At 63.8% G+C, this 19525-nt stretch carries 19 protein-coding genes; 13 read left to right on the top strand and 6 right to left on the bottom strand.

Translation table 11 applies throughout. The annotated features are described in order from the left end of the window. Positions 1 to 65: 65 nt before the first annotated feature. Complete coding sequence (locus GS429_RS01980) at positions 66 to 248, bottom strand: hypothetical protein (protein WP_160062212.1); 183 nt, start codon at positions 246 to 248, stop codon at positions 66 to 68. A 177-nt stretch (positions 249 to 425) separates the two neighbouring features. Here GS429_RS01980 and GS429_RS01975 point away from each other — a divergent pair, with 177 nt between their 5' ends. From GS429_RS01975 to mfnA, 6 genes are all read left to right on the top strand, one after another. Further along, entirely contained in the window at positions 426 to 920 is a 495-nt protein-coding gene (locus tag GS429_RS01975; protein WP_160062210.1) for a PUA domain-containing protein, read from the top strand. Positions 921 to 1188: 268 nt separating this feature from the next. Further along, complete coding sequence (locus GS429_RS01970) at positions 1189 to 1779, top strand: DedA family protein (protein ID WP_235920705.1); 591 nt, start codon at positions 1189 to 1191, stop codon at positions 1777 to 1779. 71 nt (positions 1780 to 1850) lie between these two features. Next, positions 1851 to 2234: a nascent polypeptide-associated complex protein gene (locus GS429_RS01965; protein WP_160062208.1), complete on the top strand. Its 384-nt coding sequence runs from the start codon at positions 1851 to 1853 to the stop codon at positions 2232 to 2234. Positions 2235 to 2241: 7 nt separating this feature from the next. After that, the gene (locus tag GS429_RS01960; protein ID WP_425438172.1) at positions 2242 to 3063 is read left to right on the top strand and encodes a methyltransferase domain-containing protein; all 822 of its coding nucleotides are present in this window, start codon (positions 2242 to 2244) and stop codon (positions 3061 to 3063) included. A gap of 239 nt (positions 3064 to 3302) precedes the next feature. Beyond that, complete coding sequence (ppsA, locus tag GS429_RS01955) at positions 3303 to 5642, top strand: phosphoenolpyruvate synthase (RefSeq protein ID WP_160062206.1); 2340 nt, start codon at positions 3303 to 3305, stop codon at positions 5640 to 5642. A 318-nt stretch (positions 5643 to 5960) separates the two neighbouring features. After that, entirely contained in the window at positions 5961 to 7046 is a 1086-nt protein-coding gene (gene mfnA / locus GS429_RS01950) for a tyrosine decarboxylase MfnA (RefSeq protein ID WP_160062204.1), read from the top strand. A gap of 66 nt (positions 7047 to 7112) precedes the next feature. Here the strand turns inward: mfnA and GS429_RS01945 are convergent, their stop codons facing one another. Beyond that, positions 7113 to 8198, bottom strand: coding sequence for a sensor histidine kinase (locus GS429_RS01945; protein ID WP_160062202.1), 1086 nt, complete (start codon positions 8196 to 8198; stop codon positions 7113 to 7115). 144 nt (positions 8199 to 8342) lie between these two features. Between GS429_RS01945 and GS429_RS01940 the strand changes: the two genes are divergently transcribed. Then, on the top strand, positions 8343 to 8693 hold the full coding sequence (locus tag GS429_RS01940; protein ID WP_160062200.1) for a hypothetical protein: 351 nt from the start codon (positions 8343 to 8345) through the stop codon (positions 8691 to 8693). A gap of 91 nt (positions 8694 to 8784) precedes the next feature. Here the strand turns inward: GS429_RS01940 and GS429_RS01935 are convergent, their stop codons facing one another. Next, positions 8785 to 10152, bottom strand: a complete 1368-nt coding sequence (locus GS429_RS01935) for a sodium-dependent transporter (protein WP_160062198.1) — start codon at positions 10150 to 10152, stop codon at positions 8785 to 8787. Positions 10153 to 10573: 421 nt separating this feature from the next. Here GS429_RS01935 and metG point away from each other — a divergent pair, with 421 nt between their 5' ends. Further along, complete coding sequence (gene metG / locus GS429_RS01930; RefSeq protein WP_160062196.1) at positions 10574 to 12697, top strand: methionine--tRNA ligase; 2124 nt, start codon at positions 10574 to 10576, stop codon at positions 12695 to 12697. 75 nt (positions 12698 to 12772) lie between these two features. On the opposite strand, the gene GS429_RS01925 is transcribed toward metG, so the two are convergent. After that, positions 12773 to 13060 (bottom strand): GYD domain-containing protein, encoded by a 288-nt coding sequence (locus GS429_RS01925; protein ID WP_160062194.1) that lies wholly within the window; start codon positions 13058 to 13060, stop codon positions 12773 to 12775. A gap of 117 nt (positions 13061 to 13177) precedes the next feature. Here GS429_RS01925 and pyk point away from each other — a divergent pair, with 117 nt between their 5' ends. The 5 genes from pyk (at position 13178) to GS429_RS01900 (ending at position 18238) form a co-directional block, all read left to right on the top strand. Further along, the gene (pyk, locus tag GS429_RS01920) at positions 13178 to 14944 is read left to right on the top strand and encodes a pyruvate kinase (RefSeq protein WP_160062192.1); all 1767 of its coding nucleotides are present in this window, start codon (positions 13178 to 13180) and stop codon (positions 14942 to 14944) included. Positions 14945 to 15158: 214 nt separating this feature from the next. Then, complete coding sequence (locus GS429_RS01915; protein ID WP_160062190.1) at positions 15159 to 15587, top strand: DUF7312 domain-containing protein; 429 nt, start codon at positions 15159 to 15161, stop codon at positions 15585 to 15587. 96 nt (positions 15588 to 15683) lie between these two features. Then, positions 15684 to 16310: an NfeD family protein gene (locus GS429_RS01910; protein WP_160062188.1), complete on the top strand. Its 627-nt coding sequence runs from the start codon at positions 15684 to 15686 to the stop codon at positions 16308 to 16310. Between the two features lie 72 nt (positions 16311 to 16382). Beyond that, positions 16383 to 17537: an SPFH domain-containing protein gene (locus tag GS429_RS01905; RefSeq protein ID WP_160062186.1), complete on the top strand. Its 1155-nt coding sequence runs from the start codon at positions 16383 to 16385 to the stop codon at positions 17535 to 17537. Positions 17538 to 17620: 83 nt separating this feature from the next. Then, entirely contained in the window at positions 17621 to 18238 is a 618-nt protein-coding gene (locus GS429_RS01900; protein WP_160062184.1) for a winged helix-turn-helix transcriptional regulator, read from the top strand. 120 nt (positions 18239 to 18358) lie between these two features. Here the strand turns inward: GS429_RS01900 and GS429_RS01895 are convergent, their stop codons facing one another. Further along, positions 18359 to 18994: an HAD family hydrolase gene (locus tag GS429_RS01895; protein WP_425438171.1), complete on the bottom strand. Its 636-nt coding sequence runs from the start codon at positions 18992 to 18994 to the stop codon at positions 18359 to 18361. A gap of 142 nt (positions 18995 to 19136) precedes the next feature. Next, entirely contained in the window at positions 19137 to 19370 is a 234-nt protein-coding gene (locus tag GS429_RS01890) for a DUF7123 family protein (RefSeq protein ID WP_160062180.1), read from the bottom strand. Between the last annotated feature and the right edge of the window lie 155 nt (positions 19371 to 19525).

Below are 19525 nucleotides of genomic sequence, written 5' to 3'. Positions count from 1 at the left end.
ATATTCGGCCGATTATCGGACTGTCGGGCTGTCGCAGTCGAGAGCGTGACGAAATAATCGCGCCGTCAGGACCGCTCCGGATACTGATTGTGCCAGAGGCCGACCAGCAGTGCATACCCCGTAATCAGTAGTATCACACCCGCCAGAACGTACACTACTGGTCCCGAGACGAGCGTGGCCGGACCGGCCAGCGTCAGGCTCCCGAGCACGAGCAGGGCAACCCCGAGGCCGATTTGCGTCGCGTCCATGCGATAGCGGTACTACTGAATCGACTATTATAACGTTCGCTATCTCGTTTTTATCACGATATCTGACAATTATTCGTGCCGCCGATACGTGTGGTAACAATGCGCACTGGTTGCAGACTAGTTCGTCCTCGCTCGAGGTCGAAGGGCTTTCGACCGGCCGCGGTGAACTCCTCGGCAATGAGCGACTCAGCCGACGGAAGCGGACGGGCGGGACTGCGGAACCTCCGAACGATCGCGGACTACCAGTTCGGTGCGGGCGCGGGCGCGGCACTGTTCCCGTCCGCCGACTCGCTGACGATCAAGCGGACCACCTCGGGGCGACCGCAGCAGGTCCACGCCGATGCGGGCCGCATCGTCTCGTTCGGAACCGATGGCCGGTTTACGCTCGGGCTCGAGGGCGGTCGCCGTCTCCACGAGGCGCTCGCCCATCCGGCTTATCGCGTGGTCGTCGACGACGAGAGCGAACCGTTCGTTCGCGACGAAAAGAACGTCTTTACGAAGTTCGTCCTCGAGGCAGGCGCGGAGATCCGTCCGGGCGACGAGGTGCTGGTGGTCCACGAGCGCGGCGAACTGATCGCGGTCGGCACGGCACAGCTCGGCGCCGACACGATCGAGGACTTCGAGACCGGGATGGCGGTGAACGTTCGCGAAGGCGCGCCTGCGTCCGACTGATACGGTTTACTGTAGTCAATTACCGCCGATCACCGATCCCGTCCCTGGTGATCGGCGGTAAATAGTTACAGCAATCCGTATGAGACGAACTGCTGTATCGGTGCCGAAAGCGACCACCAGCGGTCTTGGGGTGCTTTCCGGGACGCAGTTACAGCGGACCGTCTGAGCGAACTCACGGCGAGCAACGGTCATCGACGCCGCCGTCAATGCCGACGCTGACGACGTCGCTCGAACGAGTTTCCGAGTCAGAAATTGCCGCTGCTGCTTTATGGTCCCCGGGGACAACCGACCGCATACGTTCGACGTCGCGGACTCCCCCGCTGACGCCGATCCTCCACCCATGCCGTCCGTTACGCTCTCCATCGAATCCGTCCTCGCCGTGCTCGACGTCGTCGGACTGCCGGCGCTGTTCGTCGTGTTCGTCCTGAAAGGCGCGCTCGTCGGCAAAATCTTTCCGACGAGCGTCTGCCTCTCCGGCTACGTGGTTCTCACCGGTCCGACCCGCGCGGGCGCGGTCTCGCTCGTCGTCCTGGTGACGGTCGCACACGTGATCGGCCAGTTCGCCGTCTACACCGGTAGCAGGCGGTACGGCGAGGAACTCGTCGCGGCGGTTCCATATCTCCACCTCGAGCCGTCTTCGGATCGATTCCGTCGGGTCGACCGCTGGTTCGACCGGTACGGCGACCTCGCGGTCTTCGGGACGAACGTGATCCCGTGGAGTCGCGGGCTGATCGCGATTCCCGCCGGGGTGAGCGCGTACCCTCGTCGGCGGTATTTCGTCCACGTCGGTTCGTCGACGCTTCTGTATCACGGCGTCTACGTCGCCGTACCGTTGTTCGGACTCGCCGCGCTCGGGTGACCGGGAACCGACGCTCGGGGCGGGCGAGCCAGACCGCAGCATAAAAGGTTGCGGGAGGCGACGTGTCGGGTATGTTTGGAGGAGGCGGCGGACTGAACCCGCGCAAGATGGAACAGATGATGGAACAGATGGGGATCGACGTCGAGGATATCGAGGCCGAAGAGGTCATCATCCGCACCGACGAGTACGATCTCGTCTTCGACAACGCCGAAGTCACGAAGATGGACGCTCGCGGCCAGGAGACCTACCAGGTCATCGGCTCGCCCGAACAGGTCGAGTCCGGTGCGGCCGGCGGCGCCGGTGGCGGCGCGGGGGCCGACGATGACGGCAGTGCGATTCCGGACGACGACGTCGAACTCGTCGCCACCCGCGCCGGCGTCAGCGAGGACGAGGCCCGCGAGGCCCTCGAGGACAACGACGGCGACCTCGCCGCCGCAGTCGGCGACCTCGAGTGACCATCGCGTGAGTCGCGATTCTGATACCGACGACGAGAGCGGTGCTGCCCGTGCGGACGACAGCGATGAGAGCGACGCCGAGCAGGCGGTCGAGGAGCGCGTCCCCGTCTTGCTCGTCCGCGGCGACCGCGAGTACCTCATCCCACCGGGGGGCGAACAGGGAACGGACCTCGGCGTGCTCGAGGTCCCGGAGGACGTTCAACCGGGAGACACGATCGAGACGCATCTGGGCGACGCGTTTCAGGTCCGCAGGCTGCGCGGACCGGACCTGTTCCACCAGTTCGAGCGGACCGGCGCGCCGATGGTGCCCCGCGATATCGGGCTGGTGATCGGCGAGACGGGCATCGCTCGGGGCGACCGAGTGCTCGATACCGGCACCGGAACGGGCGTGCTCGCGGCTTCGATGGCCCGCGCCGGCGCGTCGGTGGTCACCTACGAACGCGATCCGGAGTTCGCCGAAGTCGCCCGCGAGAACATGGCACTCGGCGGCGTGTCCGACGCCGTCGACGTCCGAACCGGTGATTTGACGGAGGAACTCGAGACCCTCGAGGCGTCGTCGTTCGACGTTTTGACCCTCGATACGGGTGATGCGGCGTCCATCGTCGGACACGCGCCCGAACTGCTGGTCGAGGGTGGGTTTCTCGCGGTCTACAGCCCGTTCATCGAGTCGACTCGCGAGGTCGTCGAGACGGCCCACGAGGCAGACCTATCGAACGTCCGCACGCGAGAGACCATTCAGCGCGAGATGCAGTTCGACGACCGCGGCTCGCGCCCCTCGACCGCGCCGGTCGGCCACACGGGCTATCTGACGATCGCGCGGAACGTGTAGCGGCCGCGGTTCGATCTGGACATAGATCTGGATCTGGATTTGAATTTCGGTCTCGGTCGCGAACTGCGAACTACGACCCGTGAACCGCGGCCCCTGAGCGGTATGCGTGACAGTCGCTGTCCGTCTCCGATACCGGCTGTAAACCACATCCTACTGCAGCATTCATTCGATACCGAGTTGCGAATGGGCGCGAGTGTTCGCAACCTTCTTTATTCGCTCGGGTGTCCACGACAGTAGCAATGGCTGTACTCTGGCTGGACGAGATCAGTGCCGACGACCTCGAAAAGGTCGGCGGCAAAGGCGCCTCCCTGGGCGAGCTTACGGGTGCTGGGCTGCCCGTGCCACCGGGGTTCGTGGTAACCGCCGGAACATATCGATCGTTTATCGAGGAAGCCGAAATCGACGAGGAACTGTTCGAAGCCGTTGACGTCGACGTCGACGACTCGAGCGCGCTCGCGAACGCGGCCGACCGCGCACAGGAACTCATTATCGAGACGCCGTTCCCCGACGATCTGCGCGAGGAGATTCTCGAGTCCTACGGACGGGTCGGCGACGGCGAGGCGTTCGTCGCTGTTCGGTCGTCGGCGACGGCCGAGGACCTGCCGGACGCATCGTTTGCGGGACAACAGGAGACGTTTCTGAACGTCACGGAGGAGAATCTGCTCGATCGTGTCCGCGAGTGCTGGGCGTCGCTGTTTACCCAGCGAGCGATCTACTACCGTCAGGAGCAGGGCTTCGACCACTCCGCCGTCAACATCGCTGTCGTCGTCCAGCAGATGGTCGACGCCCAGAAATCGGGCGTGATGTTCACGAGCCACCCGTCGACGGGCGATCCGACGATGATCATCGAGGCCGCGTGGGGGCTCGGCGAGGCCGTCGTCTCCGGCGCCGTCTCGCCGGACAACTACGTCATCGACCGCGAGGACCGGTCGGTCGACGTCACCGTCGCCGAGAAGAAGGTGATGCACGAGAAAGACGAGGAGACGGGGACGACTGTCGAGCGCGAGGTGCCCGAAGCAAAGCGCAACGAACGGGTCATCTCCGACGACGAGATCGGCGACCTCATGGACCTCGGTGAACGCGTCGAGGATCACTACGACGAACCACAGGATGTCGAGTGGGCAATCGTCGACGGCGAGGTCTTCATGCTCCAGTCCCGACCGATCACGACAATCGACGAGACCGGCGAGACCGCAGCGGCGGCCGGCGGCAGCGTCGACCCCACGCAGGGCCTCACCGACGGCAGCGGCAGCGTGCAGGCTGCGGGCGGCGAAAGCGGGGATGCCTCGACGGGAGACTCCTCCGGTGACGTCATCGTCGACGGACTCGGCTCGAGTCCGGGTACCGTCAGCGGGGCCGCACAGATCGTCACGAAACTCGACGATCTGGACAAGGTCGGCGAGGGCGACATCATCGTCACCGAGATGACGATGCCCGACATGGTGCCCGCGATGAAGCGAGCGGCGGGGATCATCACCGACGAGGGCGGAATGACCAGCCACGCCGCGATCGTTTCCCGAGAACTCGGCGTCCCGGCCATCGTCGGCACGACCAACGCCACGACGGTCCTCGAGGACGGCCAGGTCGTCACGCTCGACGGCGACAAGGGCGCTGTCCTCGAGGGCTCGGAAGTCGACCCCGACGAGGAGACCGAACCCGTCGAGGAAGTTCGCCCGCAGTCGCCGGTCAAGCCGATGACCGCGACCGAGGTGAAGGTCAACGTCTCGATTCCCGAGGCCGCCGAACGCGCGGCCGCGACGGGTGCCGACGGCGTCGGCCTGCTCCGCATGGAGCACATGATCCTCTCGTTGAACCAGACGCCGGCGAAGTTCATCCAGGAAAACGGCGAGGATGCCTACATTCAGGAGCTCGTACAGGGGATCCGCGGCGTCGCCGACGAGTTCTATCCGCGTCCGGTTCGCGTGCGCACCCTCGACGCCCCGACCGACGAGTTCCGTCAACTCGAGGGCGGGGACGACGAACCGACGGAGCACAACCCGATGCTTGGCTACCGGGGCATCCGGCGCTCGCTGGATCGGCCGGAGGTCTTCGCCCACGAACTCGAGGCGTTCCGGCGGCTCTTCGAGATGGGCTACGACAACGTCGAGATCATGTTCCCGCTGGTCAACGACGCGGAGGACATCTATCGGGCAAAGACGCTCATGAAAGAGGCCGGGATCGACCCCGACAAACGCAAGTGGGGCGCGATGATCGAAACCCCGGCGTCCGCGCTGTCGGTCGAAGGGATGGCCGAGGCGGGTATCGACTTCGCCTCCTTCGGGACCAACGACCTCACCCAGTACACGCTCGCGGTCGACCGGAACAACGAACACGTCGCCGACCGGTTCGACGAGCTTCATCCGTCCATCTTGACGCTGATCGGCAACGTCATCGAGACCTGTCGCGAACACGACGTCGAGACGAGTATCTGCGGCCAGGCCGGCTCGAAACCGGAGATGGTCCAGTTCCTCGTCGACGAAGGCGTGAGCTCGATTTCGGCGAACATCGACGCCGTCCGTGACGTCCAACACGAGGTCAAACGGACCGAACAGAAGCTGCTGCTCGATTCGGTTCGGTAACCGGCGACTCGGACTCGCCGTAGACCGGACAGGCACACGGCTACTCGACTACTCGGTCACTCGGCCACTCGGATACTTTGCCGCGTTCGATTTCCAGCGCTCCGCCGTTCAGCTGCTTTGCCCCCTCGAGCGATCGGTCCCGCGGCCTCTCGCTTCGAGCCGGTTTTTAAGCAGTAGACAACACGTGATCAGCGTCTCTTTTTCCAGCGTTTCGCCACTAAACGCAGCCGTTTTACCGGCTGCTCGAGCGGGAGTCGGTAACCCGCGAAACAGCGGTTAAGCGCAACGTTGAAACCGGTGAACGTCTTTGTGCGTGATATGCAAATCGAGCCGCAAGCGTTCGACCGGGTGCTCTCGTCGATGTGTACGGAGCCACACCCTGTCGCACGCGAGGCGGCCGAACGGTTTCTCGCGACGAACCCCGGCGACCCCGGGACGTATCCGTCGGTGACAGCCCTCGAGGACGAGGCCGTCTCCATGCTCGGAGATATCGCTGGTCTCGAGGATCCGTCCGGCTACATCGCCAGCGGGGGGACGGAGGCGAACATCCAGGCCGTCCGGATCGCTCGCAACCGCGCCGAGACGCGGACGCCGAACGTCGTCATGCCCGAGTCGGCACACTTCAGTTTTCAGAAGGCGGCCGACGTGCTCGGCGTCGACCTGCGTATCGTCCCTACGGACGACTCGTTCCGGGCGGATCTCGAGGCGGTTCGTTCCTGTGTCGACGAAGAGACGGCGATGGTGATCGGCGTTGCGGGAACGACCGAGTACGGCCGCGTCGATCCGATTCCGGAACTCGGCGAGATCGCCGAGGCAGTCGACGCCATGCTTCACGTCGACGCCGCCTGGGGCGGCTTCGTCCTGCCGTTTACCGACTTCGAGTGGCACTTCGACCACGCGCCGGTCGACACGATGGCGATCGATCCGCACAAGATGGGGCAGGCTGCGGTGCCTGCCGGCGGACTGCTCGCCCGTTCCGACGACCTGTTCGACGAACTCGCCGTTGACACGCCCTACCTCGAGTCGACCTCGCAGGCCACGTTGACGGGAACCCGATCGGGCGCGGGCGTCGCGAGTGCGGTCGCCGCGATGGCGGAACTGTGGCCCGAGGGGTACGAGCGCCAGTACGTTCGCTCGCGGAACAACGCCGAGTGGCTGGCCGACGCCCTCGAGAAGCGCGGCTACGAGGTCGTCGACCCGACGTTGCCGCTCGTCGCGGCCGACGTTCCCAAATCGACGTTCGACGCGCTGCGGGCCGAGGGGTGGCGCATCTCCCGGACCGGAACCGGCGAGTTGCGGATCGTGTGCATGCCCCACGTCACCCGCGAGATGCTGGCCTCTTTTATCGGCGATCTGGACCGTCTCGAGGTGCGTGCGAGCGTTCCCGTTATGAGCGACGATTGAGCCGTCCGGGGCGCTCGGTCGTCTCGAGTGAGGCGGATATCGAAGCGGGATGAATCTGGGCGGTGGCTACCGGCCGACGGTCTCGATCCCGGTGATCTCGAATCGCGCGCCGTCGTCTCCGTCAGTGACGTCGATGCTCCACCCGTGTGCGTCGACGATCTGTCGAACGATACTCAGCCCGTAGCCGGTTCCGTCCGTACTGATCGAATAGCCGGAATCGAACACGCGGTCGCGTTCCGCCTCCGGGATCCCCGGTCCGGTATCTTCGACCGCGAACCCGTCTTCGAACAGTTCGACGCGAACGCTGGCCGGCTCCTCGTCGTGCTCCACGGCGTTTCGGAACAGGTTCTCGAAGAGCCGTGTGAGCCGATCGGCGTCCCCCAGAACCAATCCGACGTGATCGTCCGTTCGGACCAGTTCGAACTCGGCCTCAGGGACGACGATCGACTCCCACGCGGCGGTCGCGACGCGCTCCGGATCGATCGGTTCCGTCGCGCCGATATCTCGCCCCTCGCGGCTGAGATGCAACATATCGTCGATGATTCGACTCATGCGGTTCAGCGATGTTTCGATCGCGTCCAGATGTTCCTGGTTCCGGCCTCTCTCTTGGTCCTGCTCCTTGTCCTGCGCTTGTTCCCGCTCCTCCCGACACGTTTCCCGAACGAGTGACAGACGCCCCGTCGCGACGTTCAAGGGGTTTCGGAGGTCGTGGGCGACGATGCCCGAAAACCGATCGAGTCGATCGCGCTCTCGCTGTAGCTGTCTCTCCGAGGCCTTCCGATCGGTCACGTCTCGAGCGGTGCCGATGACGCCTTCGGGCGTCCCCTCGGGTTCGTAGACCGTCAGCCGCGTTTCAGCGATATGATCCCCGAGAACCGGAGAGTTGGCCGGATGTTCCAGTTTGGTTTCGCGTATTTCCCCCTCGAGAATCCGATCGACGGCGTCGAGAAACTCAACTCTCGAAGCCTCGTCGGTGATGCTCATCGCGACTTGCTCGAGCGGCGTTCCCTCGAGTTGCTCTCGCGGTTGATCGGCCATTTCGGCGAACCGACTGTTGACAAACGTTAATTGCCGATCCGAATCAACGATATACGCGATATCGTGGATGTTTTCACAGATAGCGCGGTATTTGTCGAGCCGTTCGTCCGGCATACGTGATCGTTCTCTCTGAACGGTATAGTGATGGTGGCCACGGTGTATATTGCTGTCGGCCGGACGGCGACGCTCGCGCAACGAGGGGACCGGTCCGCGAGGAAAGATCGGTAGCCGTTTGGTGTGTCGCCCTGACCCTCAGGTATGGCACTGGATCGGTTCGACATGGTCGCAGTCGTCGGCTTCGGCGTGCTGGTCGCGGCCTCGACGGTTCTCGAGGGCGTGCTGGTGGCGGCCGCGCTCGGCGGCTTCGCGCTCTCGCTGTCGATGTGGCGGCTCTACGACGGACGGCCCTGGGAAACCCTGGCCTGGCTCACGTGGGTCGGGGCGGCCGTCGCGCTCGTCATTTTCCCTGGCGGCGGGACGTTTCTGGTCGCGTTTTTCGGCTGTTTGCTGCTCGGACTCGGGCTCCTGTTCGCCAGTCGACTCGAGCTACTGCCGGATATCTGGCGGGTCACAGAGCGTGAAGAGAGCGATGAGCCGACGGACGGCTGAGGCCGGGTCTCAGTCTGAGCCGAACCTGTGTCTGAGGCGCAATCGATTGAGGAAGATCCGGGCCGTACCGGGACCAGAATCAGCACTAGTACTACTGCTCGCCGATCCACTCCGCGAAGGGGCCGGTGAGGAACTCGTAGTAGTCGAGGATGCCGAGCGTGAGCGCGACGAGCAACACGAGGATGACCGGAATTCTGACGGCCCAGATCCAGGCGGAAGCGAGCGAGCCGAGATCGCCGATGCCGCGCTGGAGTTCCTCGACGGCGAGTTCCGATAGCGACCAACCGACGAGGATCATCAGGAGGAGTCCGCCGAGAACGAGGAGGATCTGGTCCGCGAATAGATCGAACAGGTCGAGCAAGACGAGGTCGTAGGCCGACGGGATCCCGAGCAGGAACATCCCGCCGCCGATACCGACCGCCGCCGTCGGACGGCTGACTCCTCGCTCGTCGATGATGTAGGAAACGACCACCTCCATCAGGCTGATCGCACTCGAGAGGGCGGCGATAGCGACGGTCCCGAAGAAAACCGCGCCGATCAGCCAACCGAGCGTCAGGTCGCCGAACGCGGCGGCCAGCGAGACGAAAATCGCGCCGGCTCCGGGATCGGCTGGATCGACGCCCGCGGTAAAGAGGATGGGAAAGACGATCAACCCGGTGATGAAGGCGATCGCGGTGTCGAAGCCGATGATGATCGCCCCGTCCTCCGCGAGGTTGCGGTTCTCTCCCAGATACGACGCGTAGGTGATCATCACCCCCATGCCGAGCGAGAGGGTGAAGAAGGCCTGTCCCGCGGCCGCGGGAACGATGCTCTGCCAGTTTGCGGCGATCGTCCCCCACTCGGGCGAGAGGTAGTAGCTGTAGGCCTCGCCCGCGCCCTCGAGCGTGGCGGCGTAGATCGCCAGTCCGATCGTGATGAGGATGATCGCGGGAACCATCACCTTCACGGCGAGTTCGATGCCGCGTTCGATCCCGACGGCAACGATGGCGATCACGGCGGCCATGAAGACGGCGTGGAGCAAGATCGCCTCGAGGCCGCTGGCGAGGCTCACGAACTGGGCTTCGGCTTCGGCGGCGTCGGCGATGTAGCCGTCTTGCAGTCCGAGGATCGTATAGCGGATCGTCCAGCCGGCGACGACGCTGTAGTACGACAGGATGACGAAGCCGGTCGCGATGAAGATCCAGCCGACGTACTCCCAGATCCCGGAGCCGACCTGTTTGAGCGCACCGACGGGATTGCGCTCCGTGTAACGGCCGACGACGAACTCGACGAGCATCGCCGGAAATCCGATGACGACGATGAACAACAGGTATATCAACAGGAAGCCGGCACCGCCCTCCTGACCCACCTGGAAGGGGAACCGCCAGATGTTCCCCAGGCCGACGGCGCTCCCGACGGCCGCGAAGATGAAGCCGATGCGCGTCGCCCACTGTTCGCGCGGAATGTCGACGGAGCTCATGGTTGGGGTGTGATATCGTCTCTCGCAAAACAGTACGTGACCGTCGAGACCGGAAACCCGCGATTTGAGGACCGAATACGTACACTACTGACGAATTCACCGCCGTTGAAATTGGATCGCTCGAGACGGGGAACTCGTTGTCACTGTCCCGTGCGCGCCGAGCCGAACAGTTATATCGGCCCGGACGTAACCCGAAACTAATGACGACGCGAGCGGTTCGCGATACGGTTCTGTTCCTAATGAGCCCGTAGCGACGGCACACGCCGGGAGGAACGCTGCGAACGCATCGCTCATACGATGTTCGCGCGGCGTCGAAACCCGGTTCGGGTTCGATTTCCCCGAAAACGACCGGTAATGCTCGCGATCGAACTACTGATCGAAAACCGGCGGGTTTTACGCCCGTCACCGACAGCACACAGATATGAGCAACGACGAGTTTCCGACGGAGAGACCAGCGGTGGTTACCTGTGGGTTGCCCTACGCCAACGGCGACCTCCACGTCGGCCACCTTCGAACGTACGTGGGCGGCGACGCCTTTGCGCGCGCCCTCGAGACGCTCGGCCAGGAGACGGCGTACGTCTCCGGGTCGGACATGCACGGTACGCCCGTCGCGGTCAACGCCGAGCAGGAGGGCGTCGATCCCGCGGAGTTCGCCCTGGACTGGCACGAACAGTACGAGGAGACGTTCCCCAAGTTCAACGTCGAGTTCGACAACTACGGGCACACCCACGACGAGACGAACACGGAACTGACCCAGGAGATCGTCCGCACACTGGACGAGGAGGGATACATCTACGAGAAGGAGATCCAGGTCGCCTACGACCCCGACGCGGATCAGTACCTCCCCGACCGTTACGTCGAGGGCACTTGTCCCTACTGCGGCGAGAAGGCCCGCGGCGACGAGTGTGACGAGGGCTGTCAGCGCCACCTAGAGCCCGGCGAAGTCGAGGACCCGACGAGTACGATCACCGGGAATCCGGCCGAGTACCGGAAGCGGCCGCACAAGTTCTTCGAAGTCTCGGAGTTCGCGGACTACCTGACCGAGTTCTTAGACGGCCTCGAGGGGACCTCGAACGCGCGCAACCAGCCGCGACAGTGGATCGAGGACGGGCTGCAAGACTGGTGTATCACGCGGGACATGGACTGGGGGATCAACTATCCGGGCGACGAGGACGATACCGAAACGGACGACGACCTCGTCCTCTACGTCTGGGTCGATGCCCCGATCGAGTACATCGCCTCGACCAAACAGTACGCCGAGCGCGTCGGCACCGACGAGTACGACTGGGAACGCGTCTGGAAAGAAGACGGTGATATCATCCACATCATCGGCCGGGACATCATCCAGCACCACACCATCTTCTGGCCCGCGATGCTCGAGGGCGCCGGCTACAACGCCCCGCGTGCGGTCGCTGCCACCGGGTTCATCACCATCAACGGCAAGGGGCTCTCGACCAGCCGAAATCGCGCAATCTGGGCGAAGGAGTACGTAGACGAGGGCTTCCACCCCGATCTGCTGCGGTACTATCTGACGACGACCGGCGGCCTCCAGCAGGACGTCGACTTCTCCTGGGACGCGTTCCAGGAGAAGGTCAACGGCGAGTTGGTGGGAACGGTCGGCAACTTCTGGTACCGCTCGCTGCTCTTTGCCTACCGGAACTACGAGGGTACGCCGGAAGCCGACGTTTCCGAAGAGGTCCGAGAGCGTATCGAGGGAGCGATCGGCCAGAACCGCGACGCCGTCAACGATTACGACCTTCGCGAGGTCGGCCGCGCCGCCACGCAACTCGCCCAGTTCGGCAACGAGTACATTCAGCGCAACGAGCCCTGGAAGCTCACCGACGAGGAACCCGAACGGGCCGCACAGGTCATCCGCGACTGCGTTCAGATCGCCAAAGCCGTCGGCGTCTTGCTCGAGCCGATCGCGCCCGACAAGGCCCAGAACCTGTGGGAGCAGTTGGGTGAAGACGGATCGGTTGCCGACGCCCACCTCGAGGAGACCCTCGAGGCTCCGCCGCGAAACTTCGACGAGCCCGGCGAACTCTTCGAGAAGATCGAAGACGAGCGCGTCGCGGAGTTAAACGAGAAACTCGAGGAGCACGTCGCGGCCGCGGGAGACGACGGCAAAAGCGAGGCGGACGCGGAAACCGAAACCGACGACACCGACGCGAGCGAATCCGACGATATGGCAGACGAAGACACAGCGGATCTCGAACCGCTTCTCGAGGATCGCATCGGCTTCGAAGACTTCCAGGACCTGGATATCCGCGTCGGACGGATCGAAACGGCCGACGGGATCGAGGGTGCGGACGACCTCGCCCGCCTCGAGGTCGATATCGGCTTCGAGACCCGACAGGTCGTGGCGGGAATCAAGCAGTTACACGACCTCGACGAACTGCCGGGGACGAACTGCGTGTTGCTCGCGAACATGGAGCCCGCGGAGCTGTTCGGCGTCGAGTCCAACGGGATGATCCTCGCGGCCGGCGAGGAGGCCGACCTGCTGACGACACACGGCGACGCCGAAATCGGCGAGAAGATCAAGTAAGCTCGAGTACGAAGCGCCTTCGTTTTTCACAGCCACGGCCCTGAGAACGGCGGGACCGGTCGGTCGGGACCGCGATCAGACTTCGTCGACGAGATGCGCGAAGTCGTCCGTATCGACGACCTCCATTGTCTGGGCCGACAGCCCGTGGCGGCGAAGCGTCAACGCCGACTTGAACGCGGCTTCTCGGTCGGCCGCGTCGAACACGACCAGAAAGTCGTGTTTGCCGAGAATCGCGTACGAATCGACTATCTCCGAGTTGTGCGCTTCGAACTCGGTTTTGATCTCGCCCCAGATCGACGAGAGTTCCTGAGCGTTCTGGACGTCTCGGTCGTCGACGTCGACCAGTGACGCGTAGGTGACCATATCCCGTTTCGGGCGGTAACGGGGAAAACGATTGGCGTGGCACAAGACGGGCTGAAAAGGAACTCGAGTTCGAGTTAGTCACCCACCTTTTTAGCCGTACCCGCGCTAGCCCGACGTATGAGAAACGCGAAAATCGTCTGTACGCTGGGACCGGCCTCGAGCGATCGGGGGACGATCCGGGAGCTCGCGGAGGCGGGCATGTCCGTCGCCCGCCTGAACGCGAGCCACGGCAGCCGGGAGGATCGGGCCGAGCTGATCGACCGCGTTCGGACCGTCGACGAGAACCGGGCGGAACCCGTCGCGGTGATGCTCGACATGCAGGGACCCGAGGTTCGAACCGCGCCGCTTCCTGAGGGGGAGACCGTCTCGCTCGAGACGGGGTCGGAGATTCGATTCGTCGAGGGCGACGAGGTATCGCCCGAGACGATCGGCCTCTCGCTGCCGATCGACGCCGTCGAGGAGGGCGACCGCATCCTGCTCGACGACGGGCTGATCGAGACGACCGTGCTCGAGCGCGACGGCGAGTCGGTTCGAGCGCACGTCGACACCGGGGGCGAACTGGGCGGCCGCAAGGGGGTCAACGTTCCCGGCGTCGATCTCGATCTGGACATCGTCACCGAATCGGACCGCGAGGACCTCGAGTTGGCCGCCGAGAAGGAGGTCGACTTCGTCGCGGCGAGTTTCGTCCGCGACGCCGAAGACGTCTACGAGGTCAGCGAGGTTCTCGAAGAACTGGACGTTGAGATCCCGCTCATCGCAAAGATCGAACGCGCGGGTGCGGTGGAGAACCTCGACGAAATCATCGAAGCCTCCTACGGGATCATGGTCGCTCGCGGTGATCTGGGCGTCGAGTGTCCGATGGAGGACGTCCCGATGATTCAGAAACGGATCATCCGAAAGTGTCGCAACACGGGATCGCCGGTGATCACGGCGACCGAGATGCTCGATTCGATGGTCCACGCTCGGCGACCGACGCGAGCGGAGGCTTCGGACGTCGCAAACGCCGTCCTCGACGGCACCGACGCCGTCATGCTGTCGGCCGAGACCGCCATCGGCGACCATCCCGTCGAGGTCGTCGACGCGATGGACAGCATCGTCCGCGAGGTCGAAAACTCCGGCGAGTACGCCGAGATGCTCGAGCAACGCGTGCCCGCCGCGGGCGAGGCGCGGACGGATGCCCTCGCTCGCTCGGCGCGCTTTCTCGCCCGAGATATCAACGCCGACGCGGTCGTCGCCGCGACCGAGTCCGGCTACACGGCGCTGAAAACGGCGAAGTACCGACCCGGCGTTCCGGTCGTCGCCTCGACGCCGAGTCACCGGATTCGGCGCCAGTTGGCGCTATCGTGGGGCGTGACGCCGCTGTACGCCCGCGTCTCGGATCAGGGGGCCGACGCCGTCGTCGAGAAGGCCGTACAGGCGGCGCTCGATGCCGGCGTCGCCGAGAGCGGCGACACCGTCGTCGTCCTCTGTGGCATGATGACCGAACTCGAGGGCGCGAACACGACGAACATGCTGAAAGTCCACGTCGCGGCCGAGGCGTTGACGACCGGGCGGGTCGTGGTCGACGGTCGGACGACCGGTCCGCTCGTGGAACTCACCGATGGCGACCTCTCGTCGATTCCGGACGGGGCGATCCTGTCGCTGCCGGCCGATTACGACGAGGAGTTCGAGGGCGACCTGACGAAGATCGGCGGGATCGTCGATTCCCAGCGCGGACTGACCGGCTACCCGGCACTGGTTGCCAGAGAGATGGACATTCCGATGATCAGCGGCGCCACGCTCTCCGAGCGAGCACACGGCTCCGTCGTCACTCTCGACGCCGAACGCGGCGTCGTCTACGGCGGCGACATCGGCGACCGGACCGATCGACCAGCGGAGTTCTGAACCGAGAGCGGACGGCATTCGTCTCCGTGACTGTCGCTGGCACACGACCCGATCGACGCCCATCCCTGCCATGGACGCCACTCACTCTCGACGGGTCGAGCACGCGAACGCGAGTCGAGAGTCCGAATCCGTCCGCCTCGAGCGCTCGACTCGGATCCGGTTGGTGTGACCTGCGGACCGCGGGTTTTTGATGCCGGGGCTGCTACGCCTGAATATGGCAGACGACGCGTCCGGAAACGACGGCGACGATCGAGGGGAGCCGTCGCCGACGAGCCCGGACGTCCAGAACTCGGACGGCGAACAGAACCGGCCCGGAGATAGCTGGCGGACATCGGAACAGGACACCCGGAACACGCCCGATGAATGGATCAGCGCCGATACCGGAGTCGAAGCCGACGACTCCGATGACGAGTATCGAGTCCCGCTAGATCTCTCACCTGAGACCGAGAAAACCGAACCCGCAGGATCCGACGCCGACGAAGGTGCGGGCGACGGCGAAGAGGAAGACGATCCCTACGCGCCGGAGCCGCGGTCGACGCCGATCGAACCCGGCGACCCGGATCTCGAGCACACCGTCTTCGTGTTTCTCGGTGCGATCATGATGGCACTCGTCATGTTTCAAGTCATTTCGATTGCCCTATAGGAGTTATACAGCCTTGCTCCCCGCAGATATATCCGTTTCGACGGGCCCTGTGCTGGCTCGGCAACCTTTAATTCGGGTGAGAACTTAGTTCAGCATATGCTCGAACTCCTCTTCGGGAACATGCCGCTCGTGCTCCTGGTCGCGGGGCTCATACTGATGGGTCTCGAGGCCATCTCGCCGGGAGCACATCTCATCGTCATCGGGGTTGCACTGGTCGGTGCGGGACTCATCGGCGTGATTTTCCCGTCGCCGCTGAGCCCGTTCATACTGGCGGCGCTCACGCTCGCTATCGGCGTCGCCGCAGCGTACATCTACAACGAGTTCGACTTCTACGGCGGGAAGGGCACGGCCCAGACGACGGACTCGAGTTCGCTGGCCGGGTCGACGGGGTACGTCACCGAGACCGTCTCGAACCGGGAGGGTGAAGTGAAACTCGACCAGGGCGGGTTCGCTCCGTACTACAGTGCGCGATCGACCAGCGGAACGATCGAGGAGGGCGAGGAGATCATCGTCCTCGATCCCGGCGGCGGGAACGTACTGACGGTCGAATCGCTCGGCGCGATCGGCGAAGACGATATCGACCGAGCGCTCGCGGAAGGCGCCGCGGCCGAAGGGGCAACGCAGCAAGATACCGACGAAGCTGACGACGAGTCGGCATCGGTGCCCGACCGGGAGTCCGAACCGGAGACTGAAACCGAAACCGAGACCGAGAAATCGAGCTGACCGAGCGAAATCGACCCGATATGTCGATGAAATAAGGGAACGTTTTTCCCGTCCCCCACGTAAGACTGAATTATGGTCGTAGAACTACTTCCACTGCAAACCGGTGGCGCCTTGCTGTTCGTCGGTGCCCTCGTCCTCCTCGTCGTCATCGCCGCACTGCTCAGTGCGATCGAGATCGTCGATGCATACGAGAAACGCGCCCTGACCGTCTTCGGGGAGTACCGCAAACTCCTCGAGCCGGGTATCAACTTCGTCCCGCCGTTCGTTTCGAATACGTATCGGTTCGACATGCGAACGCAAACGCTGGACGTCCCCCGACAGGAAGCAATCACCCGCGACAACTCGCCAGTGACGGCCGACGCGGTCGTCTACATCAAAGTGATGGACGCCAAGAAGGCGTTCCTGCAGGTTGACGACTACAAAAAGGCTGTCTCCAACCTCGCCCAGACCACGCTGCGTGCCGTCCTGGGTGACATGGAACTCGACGACACGCTCAACAAGCGCCAGGAGATCAACGCGCGCATCCGCCAGGAACTCGACGAACCCACCGACGAGTGGGGGATCCGCGTCGAGTCCGTCGAGGTTCGCGAGGTCAACCCCTCGAAGGACGTCCAGCGCGCGATGGAGCAACAGACCTCCGCGGAGCGGAAACGCCGCGCCATGATTCTCGAGGCACAGGGTGAACGCCGCAGTGCCGTCGAGAAGGCGGAAGGTGACAAGCAGAGCGAGATCATCCGCGCACAGGGTGAAAAGCAGAGTCAGATCCTCGAGGCACAGGGTGACTCGATTTCGACGGTCCTACGCGCCAAGTCCGCCGAGTCGATGGGCGAACGGGCCATCATCGACCAAGGGATGGAGACCCTCGCCGAAATCGGGCAGAGCGATTCGACGACGTTCGTCATGCCCCAGGAACTCACGTCGATGGTCGGTCGCTACGGCAAGCACCTCTCGGGCAGCGACGTCAAGGAAGACGGTGACTCCCTCGAGAGCCTGGACTTCGACGAGGAGACGCGCGAACTGATCGGCCTCGACGACATCGCCGAGATCATCGGCGAGATCGACGAGGAGGCCGAGATGGACCTCGAAGCGATGGAGCAGGAAGCCCAGGCGATCAAGGAAGGCAAAGACGCCGGAACCATCTCCGATCCCGACGAAGTTATCGAGGAGATGGATCAGGAGTTCGCCGGTGACGCCGCGGGCGAGGGCGACCGAAGTCCCAACGCATAATCGGACAGACATTCCGTTTTCGGTGAATAAAGGGGAGCGAAACCTGTTTTACGGCTCGGCTCGTGATGGGTAGTAGGTATAGTATGACATTACCCGATGGGGTCGACGACGACAAACGAGCGACCCTGCGCCGCTTTGCTGCTCTCGGTGCCGCAGCACCGCTTGCGGGCCTCTCCGAGTCAGCGGCGGCTGACACGGGTGAGAGCGACGCCCGCGATGCGATCGCTGGCTATCTCTCGACGACACCCGGTGCGCACTTCTCGAAGATTCGCGATGATCTCCAGCTCGGGACCGGCGAAACCCAGCACCACCTGCGCCGGCTCGAGGAACTCGAAGTAGTCGAACGCTACCGCGACGGCGACTACAAGCGGTTCGTTCCGGCGGGCCGGTTCGACGACTTCGAGAAACAGGCGCTTGGCTACCTGCGCCGGGAGACGCCGCGGGGAATGCTGATCGAACTGCTCCACAACTCGGACGCGACGGCCGGCGACCTGGCGACGGCACTCGACGTCTCGCCGCCGACCGTCAGCAAGTACGCCGGCGAACTCGAGGAGGCGGGGCTGCTTTCCCGCGAGGACGGCTACGCCGTCGAACGGCCCGAGTCGGTCCTGATTCTGGTTGTCCGCCACGCCGACTCCTTCGGCGAGTCGGCGCGTCGACTCGCACGGAACGCGGATCAGTTCCTCCAGTACGACGGGTAGGGGCTCGGTACGGGGAGTAAGATCGGATTACTGCACGAGCACGATTCGGTTCGCGGTCCGTTGTTCGCAGTTCGCGCTTCGTAGTTTGCGATTCGCGGTCCGCGGTTTCGTTTTCGCCGTTCAGATCGTTTTGACGAGCGTCAGTAGCTCCGTCAGCGATTCGCATTCGGCGGTCGCGTCTGGGGGACACTCGATCTCGCGGTTGTGAGGCCGGCGAAGGTAGGCGGTCTCGAGTCCAGCTGCGTGTCCGGCCGTGACGTCTTTGACCGAGTCACCGACGTAGAGGCCGTCGCTGACGCCCAGCGTCGCGAGCGCGTCTTCGATGAAGTGAGGGTTCGGTTTTCGACGCTCGTAATCCTCGAACGTCGGCCGGCGGCCGCGAACGACGTCGAAATCGACGGGGAGATAGTCCGCGACGAATTCGGCGGTCGCGTGGCGGTTATTGGTGACGAGCCCCACCGTCGTCCGCTCGGCGAGTTCGGTGATCGCGTCGATATCGTCGTACAGACCGCGCTCGCCCGACCGGATCAGTTCGTGGCTCGTTGCCGACGCGTGCTCGTCTTTCAGCGCCCAGAACGTCGCCGGATCGATGCCTAGCGTTTCACAGTGGTCTCTCACACACTCGAGGTCGTGTCGCCTCAATTCGGCGCGCTGTGCCGGCGTCGGATCGGCACCGAGATCGGCGAGCGCGGCGTCGGCGGCGTCGGCGTACACCTGCGGGTCGGTACCGGGTCCCTTGAGAATGACTCCGTCCATGTCAAAGAGCGTTAGCATTCGTCACGTACCAGTAGGTTGTCGTCGGTGATAAAAGCGAAGTCGAGCGCGCGAAACGGGAAAACCAGAACGGGGGACGCGAGGTGCACCGGCCGCGAGCGGACGTCGGCCGGCGACGTGTGGGTTAAACGTTGACTTTCCAGGTCGTACTCGAGGAGTAGCCCCACTTTTCGATTTCGACGTCGTAGTTGCCGTCCTGGAGCGCCGTGATGTTCGACCCGACCTCTTTCGCCGTCATACCGAGTTCCTGGCCGATAAGCCGGGACTTGAAGTAGGTCTTCGTCCCCGCGTGATCTCGGAGGTACTGGAGGATACGGCGTTGTTTGCTCGTGAGGTCGGCGGCCATTGCAGTGCTCATACTTCAATGGATGACAGGAACGCCCTTAGGGGGTTTGGTACGCACGGTTAACCCGCCGCTTTCTTGCGATTTTTGGGGACGGTAATGGGAGAATAACCGAGTAGAAAGCTTTCGTTGGTACGGCCGGTTAATATATTGTATTTGATGATTGTCGG

It is taken from the genome of Natronorubrum halalkaliphilum (assembly GCF_009834785.1).
Lineage (GTDB): Archaea > Halobacteriota > Halobacteria > Halobacteriales > Natrialbaceae > Natronorubrum > Natronorubrum halalkaliphilum.
The sequence above is the reverse complement of the archived record's forward strand: the minus strand, read 5'-3'. Positions and strand labels throughout refer to the sequence as shown.

Excerpts from the sequence above, each read along its gene's own strand:
- GS429_RS01980 (WP_160062212.1), bottom strand. The coding sequence starts at position 248 with ATGGACGCGACGCAAATCGGCCTCGGGGTTGCCCTGCTCGTGCTCGGG.
- GS429_RS01975 (WP_160062210.1), top strand. The coding sequence starts at position 426 with ATGAGCGACTCAGCCGACGGAAGCGGACGGGCGGGACTGCGGAACCTC.
- GS429_RS01970 (WP_235920705.1), top strand. The coding sequence starts at position 1,189 with ATGGTCCCCGGGGACAACCGACCGCATACGTTCGACGTCGCGGACTCC.
- GS429_RS01965 (WP_160062208.1), top strand. The coding sequence starts at position 1,851 with ATGTTTGGAGGAGGCGGCGGACTGAACCCGCGCAAGATGGAACAGATG.
- ppsA (WP_160062206.1), top strand. The coding sequence starts at position 3,303 with ATGGCTGTACTCTGGCTGGACGAGATCAGTGCCGACGACCTCGAAAAG.
- mfnA (WP_160062204.1), top strand. The coding sequence starts at position 5,961 with ATGCAAATCGAGCCGCAAGCGTTCGACCGGGTGCTCTCGTCGATGTGT.
- GS429_RS01945 (WP_160062202.1), bottom strand. The coding sequence starts at position 8,198 with ATGCCGGACGAACGGCTCGACAAATACCGCGCTATCTGTGAAAACATC.
- GS429_RS01940 (WP_160062200.1), top strand. The coding sequence starts at position 8,343 with ATGGCACTGGATCGGTTCGACATGGTCGCAGTCGTCGGCTTCGGCGTG.
- GS429_RS01935 (WP_160062198.1), bottom strand. The coding sequence starts at position 10,152 with ATGAGCTCCGTCGACATTCCGCGCGAACAGTGGGCGACGCGCATCGGC.
- metG (WP_160062196.1), top strand. The coding sequence starts at position 10,574 with ATGAGCAACGACGAGTTTCCGACGGAGAGACCAGCGGTGGTTACCTGT.
- GS429_RS01925 (WP_160062194.1), bottom strand. The coding sequence starts at position 13,060 with ATGGTCACCTACGCGTCACTGGTCGACGTCGACGACCGAGACGTCCAG.
- pyk (WP_160062192.1), top strand. The coding sequence starts at position 13,178 with ATGAGAAACGCGAAAATCGTCTGTACGCTGGGACCGGCCTCGAGCGAT.
- GS429_RS01915 (WP_160062190.1), top strand. The coding sequence starts at position 15,159 with ATGGCAGACGACGCGTCCGGAAACGACGGCGACGATCGAGGGGAGCCG.
- GS429_RS01910 (WP_160062188.1), top strand. The coding sequence starts at position 15,684 with ATGCTCGAACTCCTCTTCGGGAACATGCCGCTCGTGCTCCTGGTCGCG.
- GS429_RS01905 (WP_160062186.1), top strand. The coding sequence starts at position 16,383 with ATGGTCGTAGAACTACTTCCACTGCAAACCGGTGGCGCCTTGCTGTTC.
- GS429_RS01900 (WP_160062184.1), top strand. The coding sequence starts at position 17,621 with ATGACATTACCCGATGGGGTCGACGACGACAAACGAGCGACCCTGCGC.
- GS429_RS01895 (WP_425438171.1), bottom strand. The coding sequence starts at position 18,994 with ATGGACGGAGTCATTCTCAAGGGACCCGGTACCGACCCGCAGGTGTAC.
- GS429_RS01890 (WP_160062180.1), bottom strand. The coding sequence starts at position 19,370 with ATGAGCACTGCAATGGCCGCCGACCTCACGAGCAAACAACGCCGTATC.